The organism is Salinicola sp. MIT1003, assembly GCF_001858555.1.
Taxonomy (GTDB): Bacteria; Pseudomonadota; Gammaproteobacteria; order Pseudomonadales; family Halomonadaceae; genus Salinicola; species Salinicola salarius.
The window spans coordinates 53,425-65,741 of the sequence record NZ_MCAP01000001.1; the positions used below are offsets into that span (position 1 = coordinate 53,425).

At 65.2% G+C, this 12,317-nt stretch carries 11 protein-coding genes; 8 read left to right on the top strand and 3 right to left on the bottom strand.

What is annotated here, in order from left to right:
* The first annotated feature begins 10 nt into the window (after positions 1–10).
* From katG to BC443_RS00230, 3 genes are all read left to right on the top strand, one after another.
* On the top strand, positions 11–2,191 hold the full coding sequence (gene katG / locus BC443_RS00220; RefSeq protein WP_071229821.1) for a catalase/peroxidase HPI: 2,181 nt from the start codon (positions 11–13) through the stop codon (positions 2,189–2,191).
* 269 nt (positions 2,192–2,460) lie between these two features.
* Positions 2,461–3,453 carry a helix-turn-helix domain-containing protein gene (locus BC443_RS00225; protein ID WP_071229822.1) on the top strand — a complete coding sequence of 331 codons (993 nt, stop codon included), beginning with the start codon at positions 2,461–2,463 and terminating at the stop codon, positions 3,451–3,453.
* On the top strand, positions 3,450–4,673 hold the full coding sequence (locus tag BC443_RS00230) for an MFS transporter (protein ID WP_071229823.1): 1,224 nt from the start codon (positions 3,450–3,452) through the stop codon (positions 4,671–4,673). Before BC443_RS00225 ends, BC443_RS00230 begins: the two co-directional genes overlap by 4 nt.
* Positions 4,674–4,688: 15 nt before the next feature.
* Here the strand turns inward: BC443_RS00230 and BC443_RS00235 are convergent, their stop codons facing one another.
* Both BC443_RS00235 and BC443_RS00240 read right to left on the bottom strand, forming a co-directional pair.
* Positions 4,689–6,203, bottom strand: coding sequence for a sodium:solute symporter family protein (locus BC443_RS00235; RefSeq protein WP_071229824.1), 1,515 nt, complete (start codon positions 6,201–6,203; stop codon positions 4,689–4,691).
* The gene (locus tag BC443_RS00240; protein WP_071229825.1) at positions 6,200–6,439 is read right to left on the bottom strand and encodes a hypothetical protein; all 240 of its coding nucleotides are present in this window, start codon (positions 6,437–6,439) and stop codon (positions 6,200–6,202) included. The genes BC443_RS00235 and BC443_RS00240 overlap by 4 nt, the downstream gene beginning before the upstream one ends.
* A gap of 145 nt (positions 6,440–6,584) precedes the next feature.
* Between BC443_RS00240 and nadC the strand changes: the two genes are divergently transcribed.
* The 4 genes from nadC to BC443_RS00260 all read left to right on the top strand — a co-directional run bounded on the left by nadC (position 6,585) and on the right by BC443_RS00260 (position 10,636).
* Positions 6,585–7,529, top strand: a complete 945-nt coding sequence (nadC, locus tag BC443_RS00245) for a carboxylating nicotinate-nucleotide diphosphorylase (protein WP_210766218.1) — start codon at positions 6,585–6,587, stop codon at positions 7,527–7,529.
* 4 nt (positions 7,530–7,533) lie between these two features.
* Entirely contained in the window at positions 7,534–8,688 is a 1,155-nt protein-coding gene (locus tag BC443_RS00250) for an SIR2 family protein (protein ID WP_071229826.1), read from the top strand.
* Positions 8,689–9,060: 372 nt separating this feature from the next.
* On the top strand, positions 9,061–10,032 hold the full coding sequence (locus BC443_RS00255) for an XdhC family protein (RefSeq protein ID WP_071229827.1): 972 nt from the start codon (positions 9,061–9,063) through the stop codon (positions 10,030–10,032).
* Positions 10,022–10,636: a nucleotidyltransferase family protein gene (locus BC443_RS00260; RefSeq protein ID WP_071229828.1), complete on the top strand. Its 615-nt coding sequence runs from the start codon at positions 10,022–10,024 to the stop codon at positions 10,634–10,636. The genes BC443_RS00255 and BC443_RS00260 overlap by 11 nt, the downstream gene beginning before the upstream one ends.
* A gap of 60 nt (positions 10,637–10,696) precedes the next feature.
* Here BC443_RS00260 and BC443_RS00265 read toward each other — a convergent pair whose 3' ends face one another.
* Positions 10,697–11,074, bottom strand: coding sequence for a diacylglycerol kinase (locus BC443_RS00265; RefSeq protein ID WP_071229829.1), 378 nt, complete (start codon positions 11,072–11,074; stop codon positions 10,697–10,699).
* Positions 11,075–11,342: 268 nt separating this feature from the next.
* Between BC443_RS00265 and pip the strand changes: the two genes are divergently transcribed.
* The gene (pip, locus tag BC443_RS00270; RefSeq protein WP_071229830.1) at positions 11,343–12,299 is read left to right on the top strand and encodes a prolyl aminopeptidase; all 957 of its coding nucleotides are present in this window, start codon (positions 11,343–11,345) and stop codon (positions 12,297–12,299) included.
* Positions 12,300–12,317: the final 18 nt, after the last annotated feature.

Below are 12,317 nucleotides of genomic sequence, written 5' to 3' on the forward strand. Positions count from 1 at the left end.
AGATAAGAGAATGTCGCACGAAACCGAATCCAGATGCCCCTTCGGCCACTCCGGAACGACCGTATCCGAGGGCGCCAAGACGCATGTCGCCGGTGGTGGCACCGTCAATGCCGACTGGTGGCCCAATCAGCTTCGCGTGGACCTGCTGAACCAGCATTCCGAGCGCTCCAACCCGCTGGATAGCGATTTCGACTACCGCGAAGCCTTCCAGCAGCTCGACTACGCGGCGCTGAAAGCCGATCTGGAGAAGACGCTGACCGAGTCGCAGGCCTGGTGGCCGGCTGATTGGGGTACCTATATCGGCCTGTTCATTCGTATGGCCTGGCACAGTGCGGGCACCTACCGTCTCGCCGACGGTCGCGGTGGCGCCGGTCGCGGCCAGCAGCGCTTCGCCCCGCTCAACAGCTGGCCGGACAACGTCAGCCTGGACAAGGCGCGCCGTCTGCTGTGGCCGGTCAAGCGCAAGTATGGCCAGAACATCTCCTGGGCCGACCTGATCGTCCTCGCCGGCAACGTGGCGCTGGAGTCTTCGGGCTTCCGCACCTTCGGCTTCGCCGGTGGGCGTGAAGACGTCTGGGAACCCGACATGGACGTCAACTGGGGCGACGAGAAAACCTGGCTCGAACACCGCGACCCGACCACGCTGGCCGACCAGCCGCTCGGCGCCACCGAGATGGGCCTGATCTACGTCAACCCGGAAGGCCCCAACGCCAGCGGCGACCCGCTCTCCGCCGCCCCGGCCATTCGCGCGACCTTCGGCAACATGGCCATGGACGACGAAGAGATCGTCGCGCTGATCGCCGGCGGCCATACCCTGGGCAAGACCCACGGTGCCGGCCCCGCCGAAGCGATCGGTGCCGATCCGGAAGCCGCGTCGATCGAGTCGCAGGGGCTCGGCTGGGCCAACGCCCACGGCAGCGGCGTGGGTGCCGATGCCACCATCTCCGGCCTTGAAGTCATCTGGACCCAGACGCCGACGCGCTGGAGCATCCACTTCTTCGAGAACCTGTTCAAATACGAGTGGGAACAGGTGCGCAGCCCGGCCGGCGCCATCCAGTGGCAAGCCAAGGACGCCGAGGCGTCGATCCCCGACCCGTTCGATCCTTCGAAGATGCGCAAGCCGACGATGCTCACCACGGACCTGACGCTGCGCTTCGATCCGGAGTTCGAGAAGATTTCCCGGCGCTTCCTCGAGGACCCGCAGGCCTTCGACGACGCCTTCGCCCGCGCCTGGTTCAAGCTGACCCATCGCGACATGGGGCCGAAGGCCCGTTACCTCGGCCCGGAAGTGCCGCAGGAAGACCTGGTCTGGCAGGATCCGCTGCCCGCACCGACGCACCAGCCGAGCTTGGATGACATCGCCGAGATCAAGGCGCAGATCGCCGACTCGGGTCTCTCGGTCTCGCAACTGGTGGCGACTGCCTGGGCTTCGGCTTCGACCTTCCGCGGCGGCGACAAGCGCGGGGGCGCCAACGGCGCCCGGCTGGCGCTGGCACCGCAGAAGGACTGGGAGGTCAACCGGATCGCCAGCCAGACACTGCCGACGCTCCAGCGCATACAGGAGACATCCGGCAAGGCGTCACTGGCGGACGTGATCGTGCTGGCGGGCAGCGTCGGCATCGAACAGGCCGCCAGGGCGGCAGGCGTGGAGATGGAGGTGCCGTTCGCGCCGGGCCGTGTCGACGCCACCCAGGAGCAGACCGATGTCGCCTCCTTCGCGGTGATGGAGCCGCGGGCAGACGGCTTCCGCAACTACAAGCGTGGCCGGCAGGGCGCGCCCACCGAGTCGCTGCTGGTCGACAAGGCGCAGCAGTTGACCCTGACCGCCCCGGAGATGACCGTACTGGTCGGCGGCCTTCGCGTTCTCGGCGCCAACTATGACGGCTCCGATGTCGGCGTGCTGACCGACAACGTCGGCGTGCTCAGCAATGACTTCTTCGTCAACCTGCTGGACATGAACACCGTCTGGACGCCGGCGGATGCAGAGTCCGAGCGGTTCGAGGGACGTTCGCGCGACAGCGACGCGGTCAAGTACACCGCAACGCGCAACGATCTGATCTTCGGCTCGCACTCTGTCCTGCGCGCCCTGGCCGAGGTCTACGCCAGCGACGACGCCAGACAGAAGTTCGTCGAGGACTTCGTGGCGGCCTGGACCAAGGTGATGAACCTGGATCGTTTCGATCTCGCCTGATCGCCACGTATCCAGCCAGCCATACGCCGCCGGAGGCCACTCCGGCGGCGTTTTCGTTGGCGCCCTTCCCCCCCCAATGCCGCGACCGTTCCGCTCCGTTCCTTTCCCCTGCCTTCCAGCTTTCCGCTTCGGCTCTCCTCGCCCTCGGCTTGCCGCCGGCTCCGCATCATTCGAATGCCGACGCATGATGACGGTTTCGGTGGGGTCCGCGTCCTTGCCGACATGACGCCACTCTCGCAGACTAGCCTCCAGACTCCGAGGACGATCCCATGTCGCATACCGTCGATCTCTTCATCTATCCGAACTGCCAACTGCTGGATGCCAGCGGGCCCTGGCAGGTCTTCGCCAGCGCCAACACGTTGCTGGGGCGGCCGCACTACGAACTGCGCCTGAACGCCATCGCGCCCGGCGAGATCCGCACCAATGGCGGCATGACGCTGGTGGCCACTCACCCGCTCGGCGGTCGGTCGGCCGACACACCACCCGGCGACACGCTGCTCGTGGCCGGCGGCCACGGCGTACACGATCTCGACGACGAGGTCATCCAGACACTGGCCCGGCAGGCGGCCGCCACGCCGCGTGTCGGCTCGATCTGTACCGGCGCCTTTGCGCTGGCCCGCGCCGGGCTGCTCGATGGCCGCTGCGTCACGACGCACTGGCGCCAGGCCGAACGGCTGGCGCGGGAGTTTCCCGAGGTCGATGTCGCCGCCGACGCGCTCTACCGGGAAAGCGGCGGGATCTATACCAGTGCCGGCGTCACCGCGGGCATGGACCTGGCGCTGGCACTCGTCGCCCAGGACCATGACCACCGTCTCGCCGGAGAAGTCGCCCGCGAACTGGTGATGTTTCTGCATCGGCCCGGCGATCAGGCGCAGTTCAGCGAAGGGCTGCGTTGCCAGCTCGCCAGTCCCGGCAGGCTGAGGAGGCTGATCGACCGGGTGCTGAACGACCCGCTGGCGGACTGGAACAGCGAACGTCTGGCCGAAGTGATCGCCGTCACTCCGCGCCATTTCCAGCGGCTGTTTCGCCAGCAGTTGCAGATGACGCCGATCGAGTTCCTGACCCGTCTGCGACTCGAATCGGCCCGTCGCCTGCTGGCAGAGAGCGACGCTTCGCTGACGCAAATTGCCGAGCACTGCCGTGTCGGCGGGGCCGAGCAGCTACGCCGCCAGTTCCAACGCCGCTATGGCCTGGCACCCAGCACTTATCGCGCCCGGTTCGGCCGCGCCCCATCCAACGTCGAAACGCGAGATGCCTCATGACGAAGACCGTTTCCCGGCGCCTGCCGCTCGCCGTCTGGGGCCTGGCGCTATGTCAGGCCCTGCTGGTCAGCGGCAACATCCTGCTCATCGCCGTTTCGCCGCTAATCGGTGATCGACTCGCCGGCAGCGCCGACTGGAGCACGCTGCCCGTTGCCGCCCAGTTGCTCGGGCTGACGGCAGCGACCCTGCCGTCCGGCTGGCTGACCGCCAGACTGGGGCGCAAGCGAACCTTCGTCATTGCCAACGGCGTCGGGCTCGTCGGTATCGCTATCTGCATGCTGGCGCTGAGGCTTTCCGCGTTTCCGCTGTTCAATCTCGGCACCTTCGCCATCGGCATGAGCATCGGCGCCGGCATGCTGTACCGCTTTGCCGCCATCGATGCGGCTGGCCCCGCCCAGCGCGATCGCGCGCTCAGCCTGGTAATGGCCGGCGGCGTCATCGCGGCCTTCCTCGGCCCCTGGCTGGCGCGGACTTCACAGCACGGCTTCGAGACGCCCTTTCTGGGCTGTTTCGTCGGCCTGGCCGTGCTCTACGTATCGGCACTGCTGTTGCTGACACGGCTCGACCTGCCCTCCCCTCACGCTACCGCCACCGCCGCCGCCCCGGCCACGCCTCGCCGGCCCGGCGTTCTGCTACGTCAGCCCCGGCTGCTGGCAGCTATCGCCATCGCCACCTTGAGCTACGCCACCATGAACCTGGCAATGACCGCGACACCACTGGCCATGTCCCACGCCGGACACGACTTCGGCGACGTCACCAACGTCATTCAGTGGCATATCCTGGCGATGTTCGCGCCCTCGTTCGTCACCGGTGATCTGACCCGGCGCTTCGGGCATCAGCGCATGATCGCTCTGGGTTCGCTGAGTCTGCTCGCCAGCCTGCTTTGCACGCTGTTGCCCGCGTCATTCTGGACCTTCGCCATCGGCCTCTTCCTGCTTGGGCTGGGCTGGAACTTCACCTTCCTGTCCGCCAGCGCCTGGCTGACCACCACCTACCAGCCCGGCGAGGCGCCCCGCGTCCAGGCCATCAACGACTGCGCCGTCTTCTCGCTGACGACGCTCTCCGCGCTGCTGGCCGGCCCGCTGAATGCCTGGCTCGGCTGGCAGACGCTCAACATGACGTTGATCCCGCTGGTCGCGGCGATGTGGGTCGTCCTGCTGGTGCTGTCAAAAGCGGGTAACGAAAAAGCCCAGCGAATCGCTGGGCTGGATGTCGAATGAGAAGCCGGCGAGGGCTCAGGAAACGTCGGCGGAGCGTGCCGCAGGATCGGCAGTCCGATCCGACTGACCAGTGCCAGCGGTGCGCATGAACGCTTCGGCCAGCTCGCGTTTCGGTCGGGTCAGCAGGCTCGCCCCGACGAACAGCAGCACCGAGACCGGTAGCGCCCAGATGCCCGGCGGCAGTCCCAGCGGTTTGGCGCCACTCACGTAGAGCGCAATGACGACCAGGCCACCGATGACGATGCTCGCCAGCGCGCCGGCCGCCGTACCGCGCTTCCAGTAGAAGGCGCCGATGATCGCCGGCACGATGACGACCAGGCCGGTGGAAGCCGCGACCGAAAGCACCGCGATCAGGCTGAGCTGCAGCTCCGCGAACAGGAAGGCGAGAATGGCAACGATCGGCAGTACCCATTTGCCCACCTTGAGCTGCTTCGCCTCGCTGGCGCCGGTCGCCATATTGGCGTAGACATCCCGCGACAGCATCGAGGAGAGCGTCAGCATGATCGAATCGATGGTCGACACCGCCGCGGCGAGAATCCCCACCATCACGATCACGCCCAGCACCGGCGGCACGTGCTCGGAGGCCAGCAGCGTCGGCGTCGCCAGATCGGACTTGGCCAGATCGGGGAACGCCACCAGCGCCGAGAAACCCCACAGCACCGACACCACGGTGTAGATGAAGCCGAAGATCAGAAAGCCGATCAGCATCTGGCGCATCGAACGGAGCGATGCCGGCATGAACAGCCGCTGGCTCACCTGAGGGTTGGAGAGGCTGAAGAAGAACCACGGAATCGTCAGCCCCAGGAACGTCGTGAAGCTGAACAGCCCCGGCCCGGGCACGGCGAGAGAGGCCGGATGCTCCGTGGCGAGCGTCTCGAACAGCGCCGAGAAGCCGCCAAGCGAGTGCACCACCAGCAGCGCGACCAGCGTCGAGGCGACGATCATGAACAGCGCCTGCAGCGAGTCCGTCCACATCACCGAACGAATCCCGGCAATATAGGAGAACAGAATCGCCAGGATCGTCGCCACCACCACGCCGGTAGTGAACGAGATCGCCCCGCCGCTCATCCCCGCCAGCAGATAGCCGACGCCGGCCAGTTGCACCGCCGCGTAGGGAATGAGGAACAGGCAGCTCGCCGCCGCGGTCGCCACGGCGACCTTCTTGTCAGCGTAGCGGTGACCCAGCATTTCGCTGGGGGTGACATAACCGAAGCGCTTGCCCACTGCCCAGAACTTGGGCCCGAAGATCGCCACCAGCGACACGCCGGCGAAATAGACGATCTCGAAGCCGAACGCCCCGACGCCGCCGGCGTAGGTCAACCCCGCCAGCCCCACCATCATGAAGGCGCTGTAGGTCGTGGCGCTGTAGCTCAACGCCGAGACGAAACCGTTCATCTGCCGGTTTCCGAGAAAGTAGCCGGACATGTCGACGCCGGCCCCGTTGGTCGTCCTGCCGCGCGAGAGAAAGGCAACGCCCAGGCCCACGATCAAGTAGACGATGACCGCGCTCCAGATCAGTCCGGTCGTCATGGTCGCTTCTCCCCGTCAGCGGAAATCGTGTCTCTCCGAGACGCCGTGTCGCGAGGGGCCTCATCCCGGAAGGAACGCGTGATCATGACATTGGCCACGATGACCAGCACACCGACGACGCACCAGAACAGAAAGCTGCCGTACCAGGCCTGGACCTGGCCGAGCATGCCATACGGCACGACGTAACATGAAAGGACCAGTATCCAGACGCCCCATATCCAGCGCCGAGCACTCATTGGCGATTCCCCTGCTATGTTTGAATGATCATTATTCGAGTTCTGCCTCAGGTCCCCGAGTCTCTATAGTCGATACCCCGAGGCTGCGGCGGGATCATGATAACGCGATAGTCTCGGGGACGATGAAACCGCAATGGAATTTTCAATGACCGCAACGCATCTTTCCTCGAACGCCTCGAACGTCTCTAACGCCGCGAACGTTTCGAACGTATCGAACACCTCGACCGTCTGGCAGATGGATCCCATGGCGCTCGACGCGCGCCTGCGCGACTTCCTGCAGGAAGACATCGGCCATGTAGACCTGACCGCCACCCTGATGGTCGATGAAGCCATGACGGGCCGTTTCGAGATGCGCGCGCGGGAGCCGATGACCATCGCCGGGCTCGCTGTCGCGGCGCGCGTCTTCTCGCTCTACGATGCCGGTATCGATATCGAACGGCTGGCGACGGACGGCCAGACGGTGCCGGAGGGTGCCGTGCTGATGCGGCTGCAAGGCCCGGCCCGCAGCCTGCTGACGGTGGAGCGTACGGCGCTGAACCTGATCCAGCATCTGTCCGGCATCGCCACGCTTACCGCCCGGTACGTCGAACGGATTGCCGGGACCGGCGCGCAACTGGTCGATACCCGCAAGACCACGCCCGGCCTGCGCGCGCTGGAAAAACACGCCGTGGCCTGTGGCGGCGGCCGCAACCATCGTCTCGGTCTGGACAGCGGAGTGATGCTGAAAGACAACCACATCGCGGTCTGCGGCGGCATCGCCGAAGCCGTGGCACGGGCCAGATCACGGGTGCCGGTGCTGACGCGCATCGAGGTGGAGTGCGACCGGCTGGATCAGGTGGAAGAAGCGCTGGCGGCCGGTGCGGACGTGATCATGCTCGACAACATGCCGGTCGAGACGATGCGCAGGGCCGTCGAACTGGTGGACGGCCGCGTGCCGCTGGAAGCTTCCGGCGGCGTGCGCCTGGAGACGATTCGCGATATCGCCGAAACCGGCGTCGATTTCATCTCGGTCGGTCGTATCACCCAGTCGGCACCGGCAGTCGACATCGGTCTCGATGACGTGGATGCCCCGTCGATGCAGGCGAGTTGATTCGATGTCCTCCACCGACATCAGCAATGCCGCCACGGTCGAGGCGTTCGAAACGCAGATGACCGGGCTGCTGGATCAGGACTTCGACCTGCGCAAGCCGCCCGTGGTCACCTTCTGGTGCGGAGCCGGGTTCTCCAAGGCGTGGGACCCGCGCTCGCCCACGGACGGCGAGCTGTTCGCCATCGATCTCGACGACATTCGCGACTTTCCCAATCTCCAGCACGTGATGCACGTCATCGGCTGGGAGGACTACCGCCATCTGGACTTCGAGCGCTTCAAGAACCTGCGCTACGTCCTCGACATGCAGGTGCGCTATCCCGATATCCGCAATCGCTACTTCGACGATCAGAACCTGCGCCTGAGCATCCATGAGCTGCGCACCCTGGTCATGCGCCGCTTCAGCGCCGCCTGCGACATCCACAACGTCGATGACGACACGCTACGCTTCACCTCGCCCTACGATAGCGAAGGCCAGCGCGCGATCATGCAGTTCTTCGCCTCGCTGGAAGATCGTGCCGGTCGGGCCGGCCTCGACGAGAACTGGCCGCTCTATCACTTTCTGACCACCAATTACGACTTCACCATCGAGACCATTCTCGAGCATGTCTATCGCCAGCAGGCGCCGGTATTCGGAAGGCTCTATCGCGGCGTCACGCCGCAGCGCATCTGCGGCGGCTCGATCTGGGAGCACCTGCCGCGAACCGTCGACCGCAACGTGATCAAGATCAACGGCGGGTTCGAGATCCTGCCCACGGCACAGGGGTTCGACTTCGAATACCGACGCCGCAGCGATGCGGAGATTCGTCAGGAGCCGCCCCTGCTGATCCTGCCCTCTCAGGTTCAGGATTACGACGAGCCCTACTTCCATCAGGTGTTTCCCAAGGCGGTGCGCCTGCTGCGGGAAACCGACGTGCTGGTGATCGTCGGCTACAGCATGCCGCAGGAGGACTCGCTGGTGCGCTTCATCCTGCGCCAGCTGGCCGAAAGCCCCAACGACGCCAAGGGCAAGCACGTGTTCGTCATCGACACCAAGAACCACGTCACCATCAAGTCACGTCTCGAAGAGATGTTCTTCTACCTTCCGCGCACCGGCTGGCCGCGCGAGCACTACTACAGCGGGCGCTTCGAGGACTTCTGCAAGCAGCTGGCCCGGCACTGACATCATCGGCTGTCATGCCCGGTCGACGATCGCTTATCCTAGGGTCTGTTGACGTTTCAGCGCGAACCGCGTTGCTGCGCCAAATGGCGCCAGGCCAGGCGCGGGATGCAGAGAAGGGTGGTTCCCTTTTCCAATCCCGCAACGCCGCATGGCGCCATTTGCCGCGCAACCCGAAGGGCCGGGCCAGTTTTTGCACGGTGCTGCGTTATTCGTCGTTCATTTGGAATGACCAAACTACGCTCCTCACGCCTTGCCCCGCACAAAAACTGGCTCCGGCGCGGCCGTGCATGAAACGTCAACAGACCCTAGAGACCACGACGACCCCGGCCCGTTATAGACGACGCGGCATTCCCGCATAACAACGGATGCAACATGCAACATCTCGATCTACAGGTTCTCGATACCGCCCTCGAATGGGCCAACGACGGCGAGACGATCTGGCTCTGCAGCGTGCTGGCGACCTTCGGCTCGTCGCCGCGCGAGCCGGGCTCGATGCTGGTCGCGAAAGCGGACGGCAGCCATGTCGGCTCGCTCTCCGGGGGATGCATCGAGGAGGACTTTCTCGGCAGGATCGCCGAGGGGCATTTCGGCGATGCGCTGTCGGTGGTTCGCTACGGTGAAGGGGCCGACGAATCTCCCCAGGTTTCGCTACCCTGCGGCGGCATTCTGGACGTGCTGGTGGAGCGCCTGACGCCGGATGCCGCCACCCTGACGCATCTGGAAGTGCTGCACGCCACGCTGCTGGGCCAACGTTCGCTGGTACGCCGGATCGACCTGGAAAGCGGTCGCAAACGCTTCGTCGAGGCCGGCGAAAACGGCCCGCGGGTCGAGCGCGACGGCCAGATCGTCCAGCTTCGCGTCGGCCCGGCCCTGCGCCTGATCATCGCCGGCATCTCGCCGGTATCGCACTTCTGTGCCGAATTCGCCCGCGCGCTAGGGTTCGAAGTGATCGTCTGCGACCCGAGAGAAGAGGCCCGCCGCGATTTTCGGGTCGAAGGCGTCGAGGTGCAGGCGGTGCTGCCGTCGCTGTTCATCGGCTCCGGCGCCACTCACGCCGCCACCGCCATCGTCGCCCTGACCCACGATCCCCGCATCGATGACCTGGCGATGATCGAAGCCGTGCGCACGTCAGCGTTCTACATCGGCGTGATGGGGTCGAAGCCCACCTCCGAGAAGCGCGCCGAGCGCCTGAAGCGCTCCGGCGGCCTGGATGACGAAGCCATCTCGCGGATTTACATGCCGATCGGGCTCAATCTCGACAGCAAGACCCCCGCCGAGATCGCCCTCGCCGTGGTCGCCGACATTCTGCGCGTGCGTCGCGGCAAGTCACGCCATGAGCTGTGAGTTTCGGGGCAAGGAGCAGACGCCCGATATCGTCGCGCTGGTCATGGCCGCTGGCGTCTCCCGCCGGTTCGGCAGCGACAAGCGCCGGGCCAGGCTGGATGACGGGCGAACCCTGCTGGAGACGACGCTGGCAACCGTCTCGCAGGTCTATCCGCGATGCTGGCTGATCACCCGTCCGGAGGATGACTTGGGCGAAGCCCTGGCGGGCTACGAGGATCTCCACCGCATGGCGGCCCCGCATGCCGGCCACGGGCTGGGAGGCAGTCTCGGCGACGCGTTTCGGGAGTTGATCTCACAGCAAGACAGCGCTATCGCCGCCGCCGTGGTTCTGGCCGACATGCCGTGGCTGAACGCCACCACCTGCGCCAGTCTCAACCGGCACGCCGACTCGGGACGCATCGTCATGCCGCGCCACCAAGGGAAACGTGGCCATCCGGTGCTGTTCGGGCGTGATCTGTGGCCGGCACTGGCCGAACTGAAAGGAGGTGAAGGAGCCAGGGATGTCGTGCAGGCGAATCGCCAAGCCGTTCACGCCATCGACGTCGACGATGCCGGCATCTGGCGGGACATCGATAGCCCACGGGATCTGGAAGCGCCGGTTTGAGTCGAGCCAGAAGGTGTCGATTGGTATCGAACTCGCGGGGCGGACGGTGGGTCTGGGAATTCAGCCGAAGAACTTGTCCCAGGCCAACAACCCCCAGGTCACCGCCGCCATGCCCAGCGCCAGCATCACCGCCGCGGACCCGATATCCTTGGCTCGCCCGGAAAGTTCGTGATGTTCGGGGCCGATTCGATCGACGACCGTCTCCACCGCACTGTTTAGCAGCTCGACGATCAACACGAAGACGCAGCTGCCGACCAGTACCAGCCATTCGACGGGATTCTCGCCGATCCACCAAGCCAACGGCACCAGAATGACGCAGAGCGCCACCTCCTGGCGAAAGGCGGCCTCGTTGCGAAAGGCGGCAACCAGCCCCTTCAACGAGTAGCCCGTGGAGTGAAACAGGTGGCGAAAACCGGTATCGCCGGAACGTGATTTCATGGACTCTCTGATTCGACCGCGCTGGCGATCGCCCCCTCGGCAACGAAACGATAGCTCGGCACCGATCTCGGCGCGCCGAAGCCAATTGAATGGCGACGATAGTAGCAGAGCCGCATGACGACATCACCGGCCTCGCATCGAGTCGGCGCCATGCCTGGCCCCTGCCCCACGCGGCCTTTATGCTGGTTTCTCGTCAATGCAACGTTTTTGTCAGCGCGACGCTTTTTGTCAGTGCAATGACAGCGTCCCGTTTCCAACAAGGTCAACCATGTCTGAATCCAATCCGCTCTATCCGCCTATCGAACCTCACGCCCACGGTCATCTGGATACCGGCGACGGCCATCAGGTCTACTGGGAGCGCTGCGGCAACCCGGACGGCAAGCCGGTGGTCTTTCTCCACGGCGGCCCCGGCGGCGGCTGCAAACCGATCCATCGTCAGCTGTTCGACCCAGCCCGCTACGACATCCTGCTGTTCGATCAGCGCGGCTGCGGCCGCTCGACGCCGCACGCCAGTCTCGACGACAACACCACCTGGCATCTGATCGAGGATATGGAACGCCTGCGCGAGATGATCGGTGCCGAACGGTGGCAGGTCTTCGGCGGGTCCTGGGGCTCGACGCTGGCCCTCGCTTACGCCGAGCGACACCCCGAGCGTGTCAGCGAACTCGTGTTGCGCGGCATCTTCACCATGCGCCAGCAGGAGCTCGACTGGTTCTACAAGCACGGCGCGCGCAACATGTTCCCCGAAAAATGGGAGCGGCTGGTGGAAATCCTCCCCGAGGAACAGCGCGACGATATCATTCCCGCCTTTCACGAACTGCTCAAAGGCGATGATATCGAGCGCCAGCTCGAGGCGGCTCGCCGCTGGAGCGTCTGGGAAGGCGAGACTTCGAAGCTGATTCCCGTCGACGCCACCGCCTCGCATGCCGTCGATCATTTCGCCCTTGCCTTCGCGCGGATCGAGAATCATTACTTCATCAACAAGGGCTTCTTCGAATTCGACGACCAGCTGTTACGCCAGGCCGATCGTCTCGCCGGCATTCCCGGGGTGATCGTTCACGGCCGCTACGACATGGTCTGCCCGCTTCAGAACGCCTGGGATCTGTCGAAGGTCTGGCCCGACGCGACGCTCGAGATCATCGAGGCCGCCGGCCACGCGTTCAGCGAACCCGAAACTCTGGCCGCCCTGATACGGGCGACCGACCGCTTCGCCGATCGCCGCTGAGCCGCCATCCGCCGGTTT